This window comes from Pseudomonas oryzihabitans, assembly GCF_032027545.1.
GTDB lineage: Bacteria > Pseudomonadota > Gammaproteobacteria > Pseudomonadales > Pseudomonadaceae > Chryseomonas > Chryseomonas oryzihabitans_F.
On sequence record NZ_JAVSJB010000010.1, the window covers coordinates 98,880 to 117,181 of the forward strand.

Genomic DNA, 18,302 nt, shown 5'->3' on the forward strand with positions numbered 1-18,302 from the left:
ATGCCTGAGGAAGCGGAGTTTACGAGTGGTAAATGAGCATTCCGAAGGTATTTTCAACGCCGTTTGGCCGACGCGCAGCAGATCGTGAACAGCTTCTAAGGGAGGCGGGGCGGGCCTCGGCCCGCCCCGTCAGCCTGCGAACCCAATCACGGGCGTTCGGCGGGAAGGCGGGCAAAGCGCGTCAAGGCGCGGTATCCTCGATCCTTGGCGCCCGGTTTCCGGGGTCGGCGGCTGAGGCTCGCCCTGCCGTGCACAGGCTTCTTCGCCGATTTCGTGACGCATCGTCAGAACATGCGCTGCGCCGGGCAGTCGAAGCCGTCATCATAGAGAGACGCCCGTGAACTCCATTTCCCATCCGCTCATGCTGACAAAAGCCAAAGCCTGGAGCGCCCATGCGGTGACTTCCAGCGGTGTGATCCTCGCGCTCCTGGCGCTGCTTGCCCTGGTCGACGGCCAGCCCAAGGGTTGCCTCATGTGGCTCGGCATCGCGCTGCTCGTCGATGGCCTCGACGGTACCCTGGCACGCAAGTTCGAAGTCAAGCGAGTGCTGCCCCATTTCGATGGCTCCGCCCTCGACTTGGTGGTCGACTACCTGACCTACGTCTTCATCCCGGCGATCTTCATCTATCGCTTCGTTCCCCTGCCCGTGCATTTCGAGCTGGTGGCGGTGGGCATCATCCTATTGTCGTCGCTGTTCTGTTTCTGCAATGTGAACATGAAGAGTGCGGACAATTACTTCGTTGGCTTTCCCGCGGCCTGGAACGTGGTGGCGCTGTACTTCTACGTGCTGGACCTGGCGCCCTGGTTCAGCATGGCAGTGGTGCTGGTGCTGGCGGCTCTGACCCTGACCCGCGTCAAGTTCCTGCACCCCTTCCGCGTGCGCCAGCTGATGGCGGTGAACATCACCGTGACTTCCATATGGCTGCTCAGTAGCGCCCTGATGGTGTTCGTCCATCCCGACAAGCCGCTGTGGCTGATGGTGCTCTGGTTCGCCAGTGGCATCTACTTCGTTGGCGTGTGCGTCTGGCGTACCGCCCGGGAGTGGTTCGCCTGACGGTGAGCGACAACCTCCCGCCACCCACGCGCGCTTGGTACGTCTATCTGGTGCGCGCCGAGAATCAGGCGCTCTATTGCGGGATCAGCGACGATCCCGAACGACGCTTCGCCCAGCACCGTAGCGGGCGCGGTGCCCGCTTTTTCGCCTCCAGCCCGGCCCAAGCGCTGGTCTACGTGGAAGCCTGCGCGGACAGGTCGAGCGCCCTGCGCCGGGAAATCCAGATCAAGAAACTACCCAAACGAGCCAAGGAAGCGCTGGTGCTGGCCCTGCCCGCTGCGCTGCCCGCGGCTGCCTCAGGAGCGCTGTCATGTCCGAGTTGATTCTGCATCACTACTGGCAATCGCCTTTCGCCGAGAAGGCGCGCCTGCTCCTGGGCTTCAAGGGGCTGGCCTGGCGTTCGGTGATCATTCCACGGATGCTGCCCAAGCCCGAGTTGACGGCGCTGACCGGTGGTTATCGCAAGACGCCGGTGCTGCAGGTGGGGGCCGACGTCTATTGCGACACCGCGCTGATCGCCCGCCGCCTGGATGCCGAAAAGGCGATGCCGGCGTTGTTTCCGCAAGGGCAGGAGGCGGTCGTCGCGGCCTTCGCCGCCTGGGCCGATTCGGTAGTGTTCCAGCATGCGGTGGCGCTGATCTTCCAACCGGAGATCATGGGGCCACGCCTGGCGACGCTGCCGCCGGAGCAGGCCCAGGCCTTCCTCGACGATCGCAAGGCGCTGTTCAGCGGTGGCAGCCTGACGCGCTTGACGGCCGAGCAGGCTCAGCAGCAATTGCCGACCCTATTGGCGCGCCTGGAAATTCAGTTGCAGCGCAGCGGCGGTGACTATCTCTTTGGTGGTCCCTCGGTAGCCGACATCGCCTTGGCGCATAATTTCTGGTTCCTCAAGAGCACGCCGCAACTGGCGCCGCTGATCGACGAGCGACCGGACATCGCGGCCTGGTATGCACGGGTGCTGGGCTTCGGGCATGGCACCCATGAAGAGCTGAGCGCGGACCAGGCGCTGGAGATCGCACGAGAGGCCGAACCGTTGGCCTTGCCGCTCGAGCGCGCCGTACCCATCGCGGGCCTTGCCTGGGGCACCCCGGTAACGGTGGCTGCGACCGACTATGGCGTCGATCCGGTCGCGGGCGAGCTGGTCTATGCCGACAGCGAATCCCTGGTGGTGAAGCGTCATGACGAGCGTTTGGGTGCGGTCCAGGTGCACTTCCCACGGCTGAATTTCCGTGTCAGTGCGGGGAATTAGGTCAGCAGGAGTACCAACGGCGCCCCAGGGCGCCGTTTTGCATTCTGGAAGAAGGCTGGTCGCTCAGTCGGGGCGGCGCATGCGGAACAGCGCGGACTCGGTGATCTCGAAGTAGTCGGCTGGTCCGCCGCCACGGACGATGGGGTGGGCGGCGGCGGTCTGGTAGATGCCATCTTTCAGCAAGCGCTTATCGATGTGCGCGGCCACGACCTCACCCAGCACCAGCCACTGATCCAACTCGTCACCCGCGGCGGTCTTGAGTCGCACGATCTGGCTCAGCTTGCATTCGAAGGCCACCTGGGCGCGGGCCACCCGTGGCACCTTGACCACCGTCGAAGCGGCAGGCTCCAGGCCGGCCAGGGCGAATTCGTCCACCTCGGGTGCGACCATGGCACTGCTGGCGTTCATTTCCTCGGCCAGTTCGCGGGTGGCCAGGTTCCACACGAATTCGCCGGTGCGCTCGATGTTGGCCACGCTGTCCTTGTAGCCCTGGCTGGAGAAGCCGATCAGCGGCGGCTTGTAGTTGAAGGCGTTGAAGAAGCTGTAGGGCGCCAGGTTGAGGATGCCGCTCTCGCTGTGGGAGGAGATCCAGCCGATGGGCCGGGGGGCGACGATGGCATTGAAGGGGTCGTGGGGCAGGCCGTGGCCCTGGTTGGGTTCGTAGTAGTGGTAGTCGATGGTCATTGTGATTCCTCAAGACGTGAGTTCCAGAATCTCGGCCTGGACCTGGCCGGCGTCCAGGGTCAGGCGGCCGACGCTGATCGGCAATCGAAAGCGTCGCGGACCGGCACTGCCGGGGTTGACGTAGAGTACGCCAGCGCGCTCCTCGATCAGCGGTTTGTGTGAGTGCCCGCTGATCACCACCCGCACCGGGATGTCCACCGCGTCCAGGTCCAGCTCCGGCAGGATGTGCAGCATATGGATGCCGACCTCGGCGAGGATCAGGGTGACACGCTCGGGGATGTCGTCGGCCCAGGGCGCATCGTCGTTGTTGCCACGCACCACGGCCAGCGGCGCCAGCTCGCGCAGGGTATCGAGGATCTCGGGCTTGCCGATGTCGCCGGCGTGGAGGATGAAGTCACTGCCGGCCAGCGCCTCCAGGGCTTCGGGCCGTAACAGGCCGTGGGTATCGGCGATGAGGCCGACGTGATAGGGCTTGGCCATGCAAGATCCTCAGTTGGCGCGCAGGATGTCCAGCGCCTCGGCGCGATCCAGGGGCTGGCGCAGCCGCTGCACAAGGACCGCGGTGGCACGTTCTCGTTGGCAGGCCACCACCCCCACCACCAGGTCCTCGGCCAGCAGCAGGGCGACAAAGGTCTGGTCGCCAAGACTACCGTCCAGGTGCATGTCGTCCCAGTGGCGCGGATGGCCCAGGTATTCGTATCTCTTGCCGTGGTGCAGCGTCCAGAAAAAGGGCACGTCCGCGTAGTCCTCGGCGTGGCCGAGCAGGTTGCGCGCCGCCAGGCGGCCGTGTTGCTGGGCCAGGCGCCAGTGTTCGATGCGGGTCGGCTGACCGGCGAAGGGGAAGGTAGCCAAGTCACCCGCCGCATAGAGACCCTCGGCGGCCTTGAACTGGGCATCCACCGGGACGCTGTCGTCATTCGCCAGCGGCAGATTGGCGATAAAGCCGGTTGCCGGCGCGATGCCGGTGCCGATCAGGACGAGATCGGCGGGTAGGCGGGTACCGTCCTTGAGTCTGACCTGGCGAACCTGATCGTCGCCTTCGAAGACCACCACTTCGCTGGGTGCATGAAAGGTCACGCCGTTGGCCTCGTGCAGGGTCTTGAAATGCTGACCCAAGGTCTCGCCCATTTGCTTGACGAAGGGCAGGGAGGCGGGGGATACCACGTCCACCGCCAGCCCCTGCTGGCGCAGGGCGGAGGCGGCTTCCAGGCCGATGAAGCTGGCCCCGACGATTACCGCGCGGCCCTTGGCGGGCAGCTCGGCCAGGATGGCAGCGGCATCGGCGCGGGTTCGCAGCAGGTGGATGCCCTCGAGGTCGGCGCCGGGTACGACCAGCGGTTTGGGGTCGCCCCCGGTGGCGAGTACGCAGCCGTCGTAGGTCAGGACCTGGCCATTGCCCAGTTGTAGCTGACGCGTCTGGGCGTCCAGGCGCACCACCTCGGCCTGCAGGCGTTCGATGCGCTGCTGGCGGAAGAAGTCGGCGTCGCGTAGCGGTGGGGTTTCTTCCGGTGTCTGGTCGCCTTGCAGGACGAATTTGGAGAGGGCGGTACGATCATAGGGCTCGCCGGGTTCATGGCCGATCAACAGGAGGCGCCCGCCAAAGCCGAATTCGCGTAGGGCGGCCGCAGCAGCCGTCCCCGCAGCGCCCGCGCCGACGATGACGAACAGACGGGCATCGTGCGGGACTTCCGATCTGTGCGCTGGCAGCGGCTCGGTGCCTACCAGTACCTCGCCGTCGCGGAGCTCGACTGGATAACGTTGCAGGGCGTCCAGCGCTGGCGGCTCGCAGAGGTGGCCGTCGTCCACGGCGAAGCTCGCCTTGTGCCAGGGGCAGACCAGCCGCCCCTGGCAGACGGCGCCCTCGGCCAGAGGGGCGCCAGCGTGGGGGCACTGGGCCTGGAAGGCGCGGACCTCGTCGCCGACCCTTAGCAGTAGAATTTCGGTGTCGTCGATCTCGACGGCCGTACCGCGGTCTTCACGCAGGTCGGCGAGGCGCGCGACCGGGTGCAAGGTAGTCATGGTGGTCTCCCGGCACCTTCCAGGGTGCTCTCTGAATCAGGCTCAGTGGATTCGAGAGACCGCAGCGGCGCCGGGTTCCGCTCAGGCGGTGGGCGGCAGGGGATGACGGTGCGGGATGTCCGGGGCGTCCAGCGGATCGGCGTGGACCAGCACCTCGGCACGGGGATACTCGGCGCGAATGGCGGCTTCGGCGCTGTCGCACAGCACGTGGGCGCGGGACAGGCTGATCTCGCCCGGCAGTTCCAGGTGCAGTTGCACGAACCAGTGATTGCCGGAGATGCGCGTCCGCAAGTCGTGGGCACCGGCCACGCCGGGCACCTGGCAGGCCAGTTGCAACATGTGCTCGCTGATGTCGGTGGGCAGTTCCTGGTCCATCAGCACGCCAAAGGAATCCCGGGCGATGCCGTAGGCGCTCCAGAGGATGTAGAGGGCGATGGCCAGGCCGAACAGCGGGTCCAGCCAGTACCAGCCGAAGCCGGTTAGCGCCAGGGCGACGAGGATGCCCAGGTTGAGCAGGAGATCGGAGCGGTAGTGCAGGGCATCGGCGCGGACCACCGTGGAGTCGGTCAGGCGGATGACGTGCTGCTGGTAGGCCACCAGTAGTCCGGTAAGGGCCAGCGAGAACAGGGTGACGATAATGCCCAGGGTATGGGCGCCCAGGGGTTCGGGCTGCTGCAGACGGCCGACCGCCTGCCAGGCGATGAGCACGGCGCTCACGCCGATGAACACCGCCTGGGCGATGCCGGCGAGGGACTCGGCCTTGCCGTGGCCGTAGCGATGGTCGTCGTCCGCCGGCTTGAGGGCATAGTGAACGGCCAGCAGGTTGAATACCGAGGCGAGGCCGTCGAGCAGCGAATCGGTCAGCCCGGCGAGCAGGCTGACCGAACCGCTGAACCACCAGGCCACGGCCTTGGCCAGGATCAGCGTCGTGGCCACCGCTACCGAGGCGGTGGTGGCACGACGCAGCAGCCGTTCCGTGCGATGCGGATCGCTCATCAGCCGCGGGGTACGAGACCCAGGCTGGCAAGCTGCTCGCTGCTGCCGCTGCGTTGCAGCAGGCGCGGATCGTCCAGCGGCAGATTGTGGCCGGTGGCCTGTTGGATGATGGCCTTGAGGCGGGCGCGGTCGACGCTGCCGTCAGGGTTCACCGCCTTGTTCAGCTCGGCCGGATCCACTTCGGCGCGCTTGTTGTCGGGCAGGTAGATGGCGCCGCTGGCGAAGTCCACGCCGAAGGCGATCAGGCCCGGGATGATGTAGAACAGCAGGCCGATGGCATCCAGGGCGACGATGCCCGGATCGATACGACCGCTGCCGGTGATCTGGCCGCGGCGCTCGGGATAGAACAGGGTGCCGCAGGCGGTCAGTTGGGTGAAGAGGGCGGCGGCGAGGACGCCACACACCGCGCGGGTACGCATCGACATAGACAACCTCCTGGTGGATGAGGCCGCCACTATAGCGGCCGGAATCACGGCGGGCGAGACGCTTTATACTGCCCGCCCCGTTGAGACCACCGGCCGTGCCAAATGACACCCTTGCCCATCGATGTTGTCCTGCCCGAGCTGCGCCAGGCCCTCGCCAGCCGCGATGACTGCGTGCTGGAAGCGCCGCCCGGTGCCGGCAAGACCACCCGTGTGCCTCTGGCGCTGTTGGACGAGCCTTGGCTGGCTGGCCAACGCATCCTGCTGCTGGAACCCCGGCGGCTGGCCGCCCGCGCCGCGGCCCAGCGGCTGGCCGCGGAGTTGGGCGAGGGCGTCGGCGAGACCGTGGGCTATCGCATCCGCCTGGAGAGCCGGGTCGGACCCCGTACCCGCCTCGAGGTGGTCACCGAGGGCATTCTCACCCGGCGCCTGCAGGACGATCCGGCGCTGGACGGCGTCGGCCTGGTGATCTTCGACGAATTCCACGAGCGCAGCCTGGATGCCGACCTGGCCCTGGCGCTGACCCTGAGCGGTCGCGAGCTGTTGCGCGACACGCCGCTCAAGGTGCTGGTGATGTCCGCCACCCTGGAAGGCGAACGGCTCGCGGCGCTGCTCGGTGGCGCGCCGGTGGTACGCAGCGATGGACGTATGTTCCCGGTCACGACCCGCTGGAGCCGACCATTGGGCCAGGACGAGCGCCTGGAGGCGCGAGTGGCGGCGACCGTCTTGCAGGCGCTGGATGAGGAAACCGGCAGTCTGCTGGTGTTCCTGCCCGGCCAGGCGGAGATCCGCCGCACCGCCGAGCGGCTGGCCGAGCAGTTGCCGGCCGGGGTGCTGCTCTGTCCGCTGCATGGCGAGCTGGAGCTGGCCGCCCAGCGCGCCGCCATCGAGCCGGCACCGGCTGGCAGCCGCAAGGTGGTCCTGGCCACCAACATCGCCGAGACCAGCCTGACCATCGAGGGCGTGCGAGTGGTGGTGGACGCGGGCCTGGCGCGGGTACCGGCCTTCGATCCCGGCAGTGGCATGACCCGGCTCACCACGCGGCGCATCTCGCGCGCCTCGGCCACCCAGCGCCAGGGTCGTGCGGGACGGCTGGAGCCGGGTGTCTGCTATCGACTCTGGTCGGAAGAGCTGCACCAGCAACTGCCGGCCTACGACAGCGCCGAGATCCTCCAGGCCGACCTGGCCGGGCTGGCCCTGCAACTGGCGCGCTGGGGCATGAGTGCCGAGGAACTGGCCTGGCTCGACCCGCCACCCGCCGCCGCCCTGGCCCAGGCACGGGACCTGCTGGTGCGTTTGGGCGCCCTGGACGAGCAGGGCATTCTGACCGCCCATGGCCAGGCCATGAGCGGCCTGCCGGCTCATCCGCGCCTGGCGTATCTGTTGTTGCGCGGCCAGGCCTGGGGGTTGGCCGAGCGCGCCTGCGAGATCGCGGCGCTGCTGGGCGAGCGCGACCTGGCATCGGGGCGGGGCGCCGACCTGCACACCCGCTTGCTGCTGCTGGCCGGCGAAGGCCGGGGCCCGCGCGGCGGCGTGGCGCGTATCCGGCAGTTGGTCCGCCAGTATCGCGGCCTGTTGCGCGGCCAAGCCGCAGCGCCGGTGGCCGACCCTGAACATCCGCGCTGGACCGGGGCGCTGCTGGCCTGCGCCTATCCCGATCGCATCGCCCAGCAGCGCAAGGCTGGCGGCCAGGACTATCGCCTGGCCAACGGGCGGGCGGCCAGCTTCGGCGAACCGGATGCGCTGATGAAATCGCCCTGGCTGGTGGTGGCCGACCTGGGCAGTCGCCAGGGGCAACGCGAAGAGCGCATCTACCTGGCCGCCGAGTTGGACCCGGCGCTGTTCGACGGGCCCCTGGCCGAGCAGATCGTGAGCCATGACGAACTGGATTGGGACGAACGCGAGGGCGTGCTGCGTGCCGAGCGCCAGCGGCGGATCGGCCAACTGGTGCTGAGCCGCGAACCCTTGAAGAACCTGGACGCCACCGCCCGCAGCCGGGCCCTGCTCGGCCTGGTACGGCGCAAGGGATTGGAGCTGTTGCCCTGGACACCCGAGCTGCGCCAGTGGCAGGCGCGCGTCACCCTGCTGCGCGAACTCGACCGGCAACAGGGCGGGGCGAGCGACTGGCCGGACGTGAGCGACACCGCGCTGCTGGCTACCCTGGAGGATTGGCTGCTGCCTTACCTGGAGCGCGTCACCCGGCTGGCCCACTTCGCCAACCTGGACCTGGCGAGCATGCTCCAGAGCCTGCTGCCCTGGCCGCTGCCTCGCCAACTGGACGAATTGGCTCCCCGCAGCCTGGCGGTGCCCTCCGGTTCCGGCATCCGCCTGGACTACAGCGAGTATCCGCCCGTCCTGGCGGTGCGCCTGCAGGAGCTGTTCGGCCTGGCCGATACCCCGCGCATCGCCGGCGGCCGCCTGGCGGTCAAGCTGCACCTGCTCTCGCCCGCGCGGCGTCCGGTACAGGTCACCCAGGACCTGGCCAGTTTCTGGACCAACACCTACGTCGAGGTGAAGAAGGACCTCAAGGGCCGCTATCCCAAGCACTACTGGCCGGACGATCCGCTGGTCGCCGAACCGACCGCGCGGGCCAAGCCGCGCGGTCAGTGACGCCGTTAGAAACGGAGCCTTATTGAGTGTTCCAGGCTTTCTGCAGGTTGGACCAGAAGGCGCCGCCATCCTTGAAGGGTACGCTCGCGGCGCCGAAGTCGTAGCTGTTCAGGGTGTTCTTGGCGGGGACCGGCATCCGGCTCCAACTGATCAGCGGCTGGTTCCGGCCGTTGTCGTTGGTCCAGTCGAGGGAATGATCGGCGAAGCCATCGTAGGTCGCATGGTAGCCGACCTTGGGATGTACCCCATTGGCCAGGTAGCCGTCCCGGCCACGCCAGAGCGGTGGGTTGTAGTTGACCCGATACTTGCCGTGGGTCGAGTAATCGATCTTCAAGATGGGCGAGCCGACCTTGCACTGGTCGGTCCAGACCACGATGTTTTCCCAATCATGGCGATGACCGCCGGCCGCGCCCAGATAGTTCGGCGGTTGATCCTTGGGGAAGTAATAGGAATACATGATCGCGCAGTGGTCATAGTATTCGGCCATGCGCGAATAGACCTGGCCATTGGTGCCACGGCAATGGCCATCCGGGGCGCCCGAGGGATGCAGGCCGCCACTGACGTTGCCGGCGGAGTCCACGGCCGGATAGTTGTTACAGGAATCCGGACCGTCGGCAATCATCGGCTGGTAATAGAATTCCACATCGGTGGCATTGGCGGGGATCTGTTGCACCTTGTCGTGGTCGAGCACGGCCGCGAAGGCGGGTGTCGTCGTAGTTAACGCGGTGGCTGCCATCAATAGCGAGATCTTACGGCTCATAAAGACTCTCTCCATGAATTCATCTAATGGATGTTCGTTTGAATCCTCGTTGAGTTGAAAACCGGATAAAGCCGGTTCGGCGCCCATTGTCAGTGCGGTTCTTGTTGGTTCTGTTTAAGAGCGGTGACGTTTGGGTGGCAGTGGCGGCGGGGTTCCGGGTCCCAGGGGCGGCATTGAGCGGATTAGGCAAGACCACCAGACGATTCGGCAGCGAGAACGTCGGGTGCCGGCGCTAGCATGGTCGCTTCCGCAACGACTGGAGCGAGCCATGAGCGAGTGCAAGACCCTTTTCATCACCGGCGTGAGCAGTGGCCTGGGCAACGCCCTGGCCCGGGAAGCCCTGGCGGCCGGCCACCGCGTCATCGGTACGCTGCGCCGTGAAGCCGATCGGCAGGCCTTCGCCGCCTTGTCGGCCCAGGCCCATGGCATCCTGTTGGATGTGACGGACTACGCTCGCCTGGCGACGGTGGTCGCCGAGGTGCAGGCGGAGCATGGTCCGGTGGATGTACTGGTGAACAATGCCGGCTACGGCCATGAGGGCATTCTCGAGGAATCACCGCTGGAAGAGCTGCGTCAGCAATTCGAGGTCAACGTCTTCGCGGCGGTGGCCCTGATCAAGGCCTTCCTGCCGACTTTCCGCGAGCGCCGCCGTGGCCATGTCATCAATATCACCTCCATGGGCGGCACCATCACCTTTCCGGGCGTCTCCTACTATTGCGGCAGCAAGTTCGCCCTCGAAGGCATCTCCGCCGCCCTGGGGCAGGAACTGGCACCGTTCGGGGTGCATGTCACCGCGGTGGCGCCAGGGTCCTTTCGTACCGACTGGGCGGGTCGTTCGATGCGGCGTACCCCGCGCAGCATCGCCGACTACGATGAGCAGTTCGCGCCGATTCGGGCCGCGCGCGAGGCCAAGAGTGGCAAGCAGCTGGGCGATCCGCGCAAGGCCGCCCAGGCGCTGTTGCAGCTCATCGCCATGCCGGCGCCGCCCGCCCAGTTGCTGCTGGGTAGCGATGCGCTGCAACGGGTCCGCGACCGGCTCGCCGAAGCCAGCCGGGAGATCGAGCGCTGGGAGTCCCTGACGCGTTCTACCGATGGCTGAGGAGAGAGCCCCTATGAGTTCGAGCGATCCCCTGACCCGGCGCCACGTGGAGTTGTTGCGGGCGTTGGCGCCGCTGGAAGGCTACAACCTCAGCGCCCTGGAAGACGTGCGCTTCCTGCGTTCGGATCGCCCGCTCTCCGGCGTCCCGGTGCTCTACGATCCTGGCATCGTCATCGTCTGCCAGGGTGGCAAGCGCGGCTACTTCGGCGACCAGGTCTATCGCTACGACGCCCAGCATTACCTGGTGGTCTCGGTCCCCGTCCCCTTCACCATGGAGACCGATGCCAGCCCCGAGGAACCGCTGCTGGCCATCTACCTGCGGCTGGATTTCCGCTTGCTCGGCGAGCTGGTCCTGCAGCTCGATAGCGAGTTGGGGCCGACGGTCGAAGCGCCCAGGGGGCTGTACGCCTCGCCGCTGGACGAGCCGCTGCGACTCTCGACCCTGAGGTTCCTGGAAGTCCTGAGCGTGCCGCTGGACGCCCGGCTGTTGGGGCCGGCGCTGCTGCGCGAGGTTTACTATCGGGTGCTGACGGGCGCCCAGGGCGGCTCACTGCGCGCTGCCCTGGATCGCCAGGGACACTTCGGCCGCATCGCTCGGTCATTGCGCACCCTGCATGCCCGCTATGCCGAGCGGCTGGACGTGGCGGTGTTGGCACAAGAGGCGCGCCTGAGTCAGCCCAGCTTTCACCGCCATTTTCGCGAGGTGACGGGCACCACGCCGATGCAGTACCTCAAGTCGACCCGTCTGCACCAGGCGCGGCTGCTGATGCTGCGCGATGCCCTGCCCGCGGCGAACGCGGCCTTTGCCGTGGGCTACGAGAGCGCCTCGCAATTCAGCCGCGAATTCAAGCGCCTGTTCGGCCGGACGCCCGTGGCGGAGATCGACTGGATGAAGGCCACCTATGCCCTGCCGGCGCCACCAGCCTCGGCGGTCTATGTCTCTTCCCACTAAGGGCAGTCGGTCCGAAAGACCGGTGCACCGGAACCCAACGGCATCAGCCTCCGGTCTGAAGGTAGACGGGCACTGCCTGCCCACCTCACCGGAGCGACCGCCATGGCCGACAAGACCCTGCACGACCTTTCCAAAGCGATGCGCGACCTGGATTTCTGCATGCTGACCACCGGTAGCGGGCGCTTGACCAGCCGGCCGATGAGCAACAACGGCGACGTCGAATACGACGGTGATTCCTGGTTCTACGCCTATGCCGATTCGGCAAAGATCCGCGACATCGAGCAGGACCCGGCGGTGGGGCTGACCTTCACCGAAGGCAAGAGCCTGCTGGGCAAGCCTGGCCTCTTCATTGCCATCGACGGCCGTGCCGAGCTGATCCGCGACCAGGCGCAATTCGAGGCGCACTGGACCAAGAGCTTGGACCGTTGGTTTCCCCAGGGCACCGATACGCCCGGCATGATCCTCATCAAGGTGCATGCCGAGCGCCTTCGCTATTGGGATGGCGAGGAGCAGGGCGAGCTGCGGCCCTGAGCGCGGGTTGCCTGGATCTATAGATGCCAACTGATCCTTCAGGATGTCGCTTCGGTAACGCCTATCGAAGATCGGGTTGAAGGCCGGAGCGACGACTGCACCGATGATCCGCCCGCCATCGTCCCGGCAGCTTGGGGGTATGTCGGTCGATAGCGGTATTGACGCCAGGGTCTTGCCCATTGTGCTGCCATCACAGCGAACGACTATCTGGAGCGTTCGCACGGCACTGCTAATTGTTTGGTCTGACTTATATTTGGCGCATCGCGAACTCCCGCTCAGCCGCGAATTTACACCTTTTGTCTCCAGTACGCCGCCTGCTGTAGCGCCAGCGGGATCTGACAAACCTCCGTATACAGCGAGCTTGGGAATAAGAATTGCTCTGGTGCTTCTAATTAGAAATATTTTTGTATAAAGAGCAGTCTAATGGCCGAGCCTTTGGCAGTCACCAAGTGCATTGAAGTTGACGCGAACTAGTTGGAGATGCGCGCAAGTTTGATCTAAAGCACGAATGCGGATGAGTCTCTGCTGGCCATGCGAGGTCTTGTGGATAGGGCGATATTGTATTTCTATTAAAGTGATTCAACGGTTTGACTTGGTGTGTACAGCTCTTGTAGAGGATTGCTTTTCACCTTTTCTGCCGTGATTGACAGAAATTAGGTGCGCGCCAAGTATTAATCAGCCGTTGGTCGGTTTATGAGCACATCATGTTGCAGTCCGTACGCTGTCCTACTGAACCCGCTTCGATAGATAGTTGCTGGTATCGCGCTAAATATCTGGTTGAGCAGGGGTTTACAACTTGCCAAGACCTGGATGTTCCAGTTGTACGCTTTTTCACCACCGACCGGAGTTTTCATCCCTGGCAGTCGGCAAAACCTTCCAGCCTTACCTCTAGGCCGGTCCTGAGCGCCTTGCCAAAGCCCTGCTCGGAGATAGGCGATTTACCTAGGCGCCTGCCGAGCGACGACGCCTGGATCGAGGTGATCCCGGACGCACCCTCATCGAGCGTGGCGCTGCCTCTTTCTAGGCAAATGACTCGATCAGCGATCACGCCATCCACGGGAAGGGCGCCTCGGCTCGCGCCGGTTCGGCTCTTCGGGTGGCTACGACTGAAACCTTCCTCCGGCTAGTACCCGCGCGGGCTGGTGGCCTTCTTGAGCTACCCCTGAGGCCGGCTCGAGGTCTGCTGTTTCTGCGGCGGTGCTCAGTAGCCGTAAAGGTTTGGCCTGTCCTTCGATCCGTTAGAGATATCGCCTGGTTCAATCAGCAGGATTCATTCCAATTCAACGGTCAGGGTCAAGCCCCCGCCGCTGGATCCCTCAGGACTACCCCGTAGACGCCCGGTCTTTCTCGAGGACGCCTAGGTCGCGGTTCTATCAACCCGAAGCCGAAAGGAGGCGCCATGGCGCTCGTTAAAAATTCCCGTCCCTCTCCCCGCAACGAATCCGGCGCATCCCGTGCCGCCAGCGCCGGTCAGGAGGTTGAGGCCCAGCGTCGTCGTGCTCGTACCCTGGCCAAGCAGCAGCAGGCTGCCGAACGCATCGCCTCGGCGACCACCGAGCTGGTGTCGGGCATCAACGAGGCCTCGTCCGCCGCCGAGGAACTGCGGCGTGCCTCCGAGCAGATCGCCAGCGGTGCGGAGGAGGCCAGCGGCGCCGCCCAGGAGTCCCTGGCGGCCTTCAGGCTGGTGGAGGAGGCCATCAATCGGCAACTGCAGAGCGCCGACAGCGGCCAGGCCCGGGTGGAGGCCGTGCAGACGCTGGTGGCCCGCACCAGCGGTGAAGTGGATGCGCTGGTGACCAACGTCGGCGTGGCGGCGCAACGGCAGTCCGCCTCGGTCGAGCGCGTCGCGGAGCTGGAGCGCCAGGCCGCCAACATCGGTGACATCGTCAAGGCGGTGGTGCGGATCGCCGACCAGACCAATCTACTGGCGCTCAACGCGGCCATCGAGGCGGCGCGTGCCGGCAAGCACGGCAAGGGCTTCGCGGTGGTGGCCGACGAGGTGCGCACGCTGGCCGAGACCTCGGAAAAGAGCGCCAAGCAGATCCAGGATCTGGTCGGGCAAATCCAGCAGGAGGTCAAGGTGATCGCCGAGGGGATCAACCTGTCCGCCAAGACTGTCGAGGGCGAGGTGGCCAACGGCCGCCTGATCAGCGAGCAACTCGAACAGATCGCCCGCGATGCCGGGGAAATCGTCGCCGGCATCAGCGATATCGCCAGCGGCGCCCAGCAGTCCGCCGCCGCTGCCCGCCTGGCGCTGAAAGGGTCGGAAGACATCGCCACGGCTGCCGAGGAGCAGTCTGCCGCGGCCGAGGAGTCGACCAAGACCATCGCCGAGCAGTCCCAGGCGCTGCAGGAGTGCGAGGGTGCTGCCCAGTCCCTCGCCGAGCTGGCCGAGGACCTGAAGTCTTCCACCGACGTCGCCAAGAGTTCCGAGGAGATGGCGTCCGCCGCGGAACAACTGTCCTCCGCCGTGGAAGAGATCAACCGTGCCAGCAGCCAGATCCAGGTGGCCATCGAAGAGATCCGCAAGGGCGCGCAGATCCAGGCGTCCGGCACCGAGGAGGCCTCCGCCGCGGTGGCGCAGATCGAGACCGGCCTGCAGGTGGCCCAGAGCCGGGCGCAGGTCAGCGCCGAGAAGGTGGGGGCGATCAAGGCGTTGCTGACGACCAACAAGCGCTCGGTCGACAACCTGATCGGCTCCATCGGGACCTCGGTCGACGCCACCCGCGAAAGCATTCGGCAGATCAAGGCGCTGGTGCTGATCTCCCGCCGCATCGACAAGATCGTCGATGCCATCACCACGGTGTCTATCCAGACCAACATGCTGGCGGTCAACGGTTCCATCGAAGCGGCCCGGGCCGGCGAGTTCGGCAAGGGCTTCGTGGTGGTGGCTACCGACATCCGCAACCTGGCCCACGACTCCGCCGAGAACGCCGACCGGATCAAGGACCTGGTGAAGGCCGTGCAGGACCAGATCGACGTGGTGGGGCGCGATCTCGACGAGATCGCCATGGCCGCCCTGAGCGAGACGGAACGGGCCCGGTCGGTCACCGCCGGTCTGAACACCATCGAAAGTGACGTGATCGCCGTGGATGCGGGTACTCGCGAGGTGCTGGCAGCCGCCGCTGAAATCTCCAGCGCCGTCGCCCAGGTGCGTACCGGTATGCAGCAGATTTCCTCCGCGGCCCAGGAAGCGGAGAACGCCGCGACCGAATCGGCCGCCGCGGCACGGCAGCAATCCCAGGGTATGGAGCAACTGTCCGCGGCCATCGAGGAAATCGCTTCGCTGTCCGACGAGTTGCAGAGCGCCTAGGAGGCCTTCGCATGAGCAATGCAAGCCCAACACGCGCGGCAGCGGTCGCCGAAGAGGCGGAGTCCGAGCAGTCCAGCGGGCGCCTGTTCGTCACCTTCACGGTCGGCGAGGAGGTCTTCGCGGTGGACATGGCGCCGGTGCAGGAGATCATCCGGGTGCCGGAGACGGTGCGTATCCCCTTGGCTCCGGCCGCCCTGGATGGGTTGGCCAACCTGCGCGGCCAGGTCCTGCCCATCATCAGCCTGGCGCGGTTGTTCGGTTTTCCCGAACGGCCGCTCGACGATTCCTCGCGCGCCGTGGTCATCGACCTCGGCCAGCCGCTGGGTTTCGTGGTCGACCATGTGGCCAGCGTGATCGAGGTGGAGCCCGAGCGCATCGATAGTGCCGAAACCGTGAGCTCCATGGCCCACAGCGACGTCCTGGCCGGCCTGCTCAAGGATGTCGGCGGCCATCCGATGATCATGCTGCTGGATTTCGCCCGGCTGGTGGCGCGGGAGTTCAGCGAGATCGACCAGTCGGTGAAGGCCTTCGCCTCCCACGCCTTGGGTGGGGAGCGGGAGGCCGAGGCGGAAGACGAGGCGGATGCCGACGAACTGCAACTGGTGAGCTTCGAGGTCGCCGGCCAGGAGTATGCGATCGCTATCGACCAGGTGCAGGAAATCGTCCAGGTGCCCAAGCAGATCGCCTGCATTCCCCAGGCGGCCCGCTACGTCCTGGGAGTGATGACGCTGCGCAATCGCCTGTTGACCCTGGTCTCGCTGCGCACGCTGTTCGGCTTGCACGGCCAGGCGGCCAGCGAGCGTAGCCGGATCGTGGTGGTGACCCACCAGGGCCTGGCGGTTGGCCTGGTGATGGACAGCGTCAACGAGGTGCTGCGGGTGCCACGGGAGGTCGTCGATCCGGTGCCGCCGCTGCTGGCGCGGTCCGGCGAAATGGCCGACATCACCCATATCTGCCGGCTCGATCAGGGAAAGCGGCTGGTTTCCATCATCGAGGCAGGCAATTTGTTCGACCACTCCGTGATCAAGGAGGCGATGCATTCCATGGAGCGTGCCGCTGATGAAACGCAGGTCGAGGATTCGCTCCACGACGACGAGCATGACGACGAAGAGCAGGTCGTGGTGTTTCGCCTGGGGGCGGAAGAGTTCGGCGTGCCCATCGCCAGTGTGCAGGAGATCGTGCGCATTCCGGATGAACTCACCCATGTACCCAAGGCGCCGGCCTTCGTCGAGGGGGTGATCAATCTGCGGGGCTCGGTCCTGCCGGTGATCGACCAGCGGCGCCGGCTGGGGCTGGCGGACCTGGAGCGCAACGACCGGCAGCGCATCATGGTGTTCCTGCTGGGCGAGATCCGCACGGGGTTCATCGTCGATGCGGTGAGCGAGGTGCTGAAGCTGCCGAAACACCTGATCGAGCCGGCACCACGCCTGAGCGCGCAACAGGCGCGCCTGATCGCCCGGGTCGCCAACCTGGAGCAGCAGCGCCGGATGATCCTGTTGATCGAGCCGAGGCGACTGCTCGACGACGGCGATCTGGACCTGCTCGGCGGCCTGGGCGACGCCTGATGATCCGCTTGCTCATCGTGGACGATTCGGCCTTGATGCGCCGCAAGCTCGCCGGCCTCTTCACGGAGGAGGGCGGATTCGAGGTGCGTCTGGCGCGCAACGGGGCCGAGGCGGTAGCAGAAAATCGGTCCTTCCAGCCCGATGTGGTGACCCTGGACATCAACATGCCGGAAATGGACGGTCTCGAGTCCCTGGCGTGCCTGATGCACGAGCGGCCCGTGCCGGTGATCATGTTTTCCTCGCTAACCGTCAAGAGCGCCCTGGCGACCTTCGAAGCCCTGGCGCTCGGGGCCGTGGATTGCGTCGCCAAGCCGGGCGGCACCATCTCGCGGGACATCGAGTCGGTGGAACAGGAACTGCTCGAAAAGGTGCGTATCGCCGCCCGTGCCAGGCCCAGGGTGCGGACCGCAGCGGTATCCGCACGCGAGCCACGGCCCCCGAGGGCAACGCCGGTTGCCGCGCCTCGGCACCAGGCGCCGGGTTTGGTGCTGGTCGGGGTCTCCACCGGCGGTCCCAGTACCCTGGAAGACATCCTGCCGAAACTGCCCGCCGGGTTTCCCTGGCCGATCCTGATCGCCCAGCACATGCCGGCCTCCTTCACCGCTCCCTTCGCGCAACGCCTGAACGGCGTCTGCCAACTGCCGGTGCAGGAAGTCAGGCAGGCGACGGCGCTGGAGCCGGGCAACATCTACATCGCCCGGGGTGATGCCGATGTCAAGGTGAGTCGCCGCGGCGCACGGTTGGTCGCCGTTCCCTGCCCAGCCCAAGCGCAATTTCTCTGGCATCCCTCCGTGGAGCTGCTCGGGCGATCGGCCCTCGAGCACTGCCCGGCCGAGTCGTTGATCGGCGTCATGTTGACCGGCATGGGCCATGATGGGTCGCAGGCCTTCAGCGACATTCATCGGCGAGGTGGCCGGACCATCGCCGAAGCGGAAGAAACGGCGGTGATCTTCGGCATGCCGGCCAAACTCATCGAACAGGACGGCGCCAGTACCGTGCTGCCCGCCGGCGCTATCGCCCGGCAACTCGTCGACTGGACTCGCTAGGT

Annotated in this window: 16 protein-coding genes and 1 pseudogene; 11 read left to right on the forward strand and 6 right to left on the reverse strand. The window is 66.0% G+C overall.

Annotated features, from left to right (window positions below; genetic code table 11):
- Positions 1-361 precede the first annotated feature (361 nt).
- From pcsA to RND78_RS17545, 3 genes are read left to right on the forward strand one after another with little or no spacing between them, the layout of a single operon-like run.
- Positions 362-1,054, forward strand: a complete 693-nt coding sequence (pcsA, locus tag RND78_RS17535; RefSeq protein ID WP_312730783.1) for a phosphatidylcholine synthase — start codon at positions 362-364, stop codon at positions 1,052-1,054.
- Positions 1,051-1,377 carry a GIY-YIG nuclease family protein gene (locus RND78_RS17540; protein ID WP_409457073.1) on the forward strand — a complete coding sequence of 109 codons (327 nt, stop codon included), beginning with the start codon at positions 1,051-1,053 and terminating at the stop codon, positions 1,375-1,377. Before pcsA ends, RND78_RS17540 begins: the two co-directional genes overlap by 4 nt.
- Positions 1,365-2,303, forward strand: a complete 939-nt coding sequence (locus RND78_RS17545) for a glutathione S-transferase family protein (RefSeq protein WP_312730675.1) — start codon at positions 1,365-1,367, stop codon at positions 2,301-2,303. The genes RND78_RS17540 and RND78_RS17545 overlap by 13 nt, the downstream gene beginning before the upstream one ends.
- Before the next feature lie 63 nt (positions 2,304-2,366).
- Here RND78_RS17545 and RND78_RS17550 read toward each other — a convergent pair whose 3' ends face one another.
- From RND78_RS17550 to RND78_RS17570, 5 genes are all read right to left on the reverse strand, one after another.
- Positions 2,367-2,987, reverse strand: coding sequence for a flavin reductase family protein (locus RND78_RS17550; protein ID WP_312730676.1), 621 nt, complete (start codon positions 2,985-2,987; stop codon positions 2,367-2,369).
- 9 nt (positions 2,988-2,996) lie between these two features.
- Complete coding sequence (locus RND78_RS17555; protein ID WP_312730677.1) at positions 2,997-3,467, reverse strand: metallophosphoesterase family protein; 471 nt, start codon at positions 3,465-3,467, stop codon at positions 2,997-2,999.
- Between the two features lie 9 nt (positions 3,468-3,476).
- Positions 3,477-5,006 carry an FAD-dependent oxidoreductase gene (locus RND78_RS17560; protein WP_312730679.1) on the reverse strand — a complete coding sequence of 510 codons (1,530 nt, stop codon included), beginning with the start codon at positions 5,004-5,006 and terminating at the stop codon, positions 3,477-3,479.
- Between the two features lie 81 nt (positions 5,007-5,087).
- Complete coding sequence (locus RND78_RS17565; RefSeq protein ID WP_312730682.1) at positions 5,088-6,002, reverse strand: cation diffusion facilitator family transporter; 915 nt, start codon at positions 6,000-6,002, stop codon at positions 5,088-5,090.
- Positions 6,002-6,427 (reverse strand): polyribonucleotide nucleotidyltransferase, encoded by a 426-nt coding sequence (locus RND78_RS17570; protein ID WP_312730687.1) that lies wholly within the window; start codon positions 6,425-6,427, stop codon positions 6,002-6,004. The genes RND78_RS17565 and RND78_RS17570 overlap by 1 nt, the downstream gene beginning before the upstream one ends.
- A gap of 102 nt (positions 6,428-6,529) precedes the next feature.
- Here RND78_RS17570 and hrpB point away from each other — a divergent pair, with 102 nt between their 5' ends.
- Entirely contained in the window at positions 6,530-9,034 is a 2,505-nt protein-coding gene (gene hrpB / locus RND78_RS17575; RefSeq protein ID WP_312730689.1) for an ATP-dependent helicase HrpB, read from the forward strand.
- 19 nt (positions 9,035-9,053) lie between these two features.
- Here hrpB and RND78_RS17580 read toward each other — a convergent pair whose 3' ends face one another.
- Positions 9,054-9,794 carry an NPP1 family protein gene (locus RND78_RS17580; protein ID WP_312730690.1) on the reverse strand — a complete coding sequence of 247 codons (741 nt, stop codon included), beginning with the start codon at positions 9,792-9,794 and terminating at the stop codon, positions 9,054-9,056.
- A gap of 268 nt (positions 9,795-10,062) precedes the next feature.
- On the opposite strand from RND78_RS17580, the gene RND78_RS17585 reads away from it, so the two are divergent.
- The 7 genes and pseudogenes from RND78_RS17585 (at position 10,063) to cheB (ending at position 18,300) form a co-directional block, all read left to right on the forward strand.
- Entirely contained in the window at positions 10,063-10,893 is an 831-nt protein-coding gene (locus RND78_RS17585; RefSeq protein WP_312730691.1) for an oxidoreductase, read from the forward strand.
- Between the two features lie 13 nt (positions 10,894-10,906).
- The gene (locus RND78_RS17590) at positions 10,907-11,845 is read left to right on the forward strand and encodes an AraC family transcriptional regulator (protein ID WP_312730692.1); all 939 of its coding nucleotides are present in this window, start codon (positions 10,907-10,909) and stop codon (positions 11,843-11,845) included.
- A gap of 102 nt (positions 11,846-11,947) precedes the next feature.
- A complete protein-coding gene (locus tag RND78_RS17595; RefSeq protein ID WP_312730693.1) occupies positions 11,948-12,376 on the forward strand; it encodes a pyridoxamine 5'-phosphate oxidase family protein in 429 nt (142 codons plus the stop codon).
- A 1,399-nt stretch (positions 12,377-13,775) separates the two neighbouring features.
- Positions 13,776-14,564, forward strand: a pseudogene (locus RND78_RS28330) (methyl-accepting chemotaxis protein); the annotation flags it as partial.
- Between the two features lie 84 nt (positions 14,565-14,648).
- Positions 14,649-15,689, forward strand: coding sequence for a methyl-accepting chemotaxis protein (locus RND78_RS28335; RefSeq protein ID WP_409457074.1), 1,041 nt, complete (start codon positions 14,649-14,651; stop codon positions 15,687-15,689).
- Between the two features lie 11 nt (positions 15,690-15,700).
- The gene (locus tag RND78_RS17605) at positions 15,701-17,254 is read left to right on the forward strand and encodes a chemotaxis protein CheW (RefSeq protein WP_312730697.1); all 1,554 of its coding nucleotides are present in this window, start codon (positions 15,701-15,703) and stop codon (positions 17,252-17,254) included.
- Positions 17,254-18,300 carry a chemotaxis-specific protein-glutamate methyltransferase CheB gene (gene cheB, locus RND78_RS17610; RefSeq protein WP_312730698.1) on the forward strand — a complete coding sequence of 349 codons (1,047 nt, stop codon included), beginning with the start codon at positions 17,254-17,256 and terminating at the stop codon, positions 18,298-18,300. Before RND78_RS17605 ends, cheB begins: the two co-directional genes overlap by 1 nt.
- Positions 18,301-18,302: the final 2 nt, after the last annotated feature.

Coding starts and splice junctions, on each gene's coding strand:
- pcsA (WP_312730783.1), top strand. CDS start 362: ATGCTGACAAAAGCCAAAGCCTGGAGCGCCCATGCGGTGACTTCCAGC.
- RND78_RS17545 (WP_312730675.1), top strand. CDS start 1,365: ATGTCCGAGTTGATTCTGCATCACTACTGGCAATCGCCTTTCGCCGAG.
- RND78_RS17550 (WP_312730676.1), bottom strand. CDS start 2,987: ATGACCATCGACTACCACTACTACGAACCCAACCAGGGCCACGGCCTG.
- RND78_RS17555 (WP_312730677.1), bottom strand. CDS start 3,467: ATGGCCAAGCCCTATCACGTCGGCCTCATCGCCGATACCCACGGCCTG.
- RND78_RS17560 (WP_312730679.1), bottom strand. CDS start 5,006: ATGACTACCTTGCACCCGGTCGCGCGCCTCGCCGACCTGCGTGAAGAC.
- RND78_RS17565 (WP_312730682.1), bottom strand. CDS start 6,002: ATGAGCGATCCGCATCGCACGGAACGGCTGCTGCGTCGTGCCACCACC.
- RND78_RS17570 (WP_312730687.1), bottom strand. CDS start 6,427: ATGTCGATGCGTACCCGCGCGGTGTGTGGCGTCCTCGCCGCCGCCCTC.
- hrpB (WP_312730689.1), top strand. CDS start 6,530: ATGACACCCTTGCCCATCGATGTTGTCCTGCCCGAGCTGCGCCAGGCC.
- RND78_RS17580 (WP_312730690.1), bottom strand. CDS start 9,794: ATGAGCCGTAAGATCTCGCTATTGATGGCAGCCACCGCGTTAACTACG.
- RND78_RS17585 (WP_312730691.1), top strand. CDS start 10,063: ATGAGCGAGTGCAAGACCCTTTTCATCACCGGCGTGAGCAGTGGCCTG.
- RND78_RS17590 (WP_312730692.1), top strand. CDS start 10,907: ATGAGTTCGAGCGATCCCCTGACCCGGCGCCACGTGGAGTTGTTGCGG.
- RND78_RS17595 (WP_312730693.1), top strand. CDS start 11,948: ATGGCCGACAAGACCCTGCACGACCTTTCCAAAGCGATGCGCGACCTG.
- RND78_RS17605 (WP_312730697.1), top strand. CDS start 15,701: ATGAGCAATGCAAGCCCAACACGCGCGGCAGCGGTCGCCGAAGAGGCG.
- cheB (WP_312730698.1), top strand. CDS start 17,254: ATGATCCGCTTGCTCATCGTGGACGATTCGGCCTTGATGCGCCGCAAG.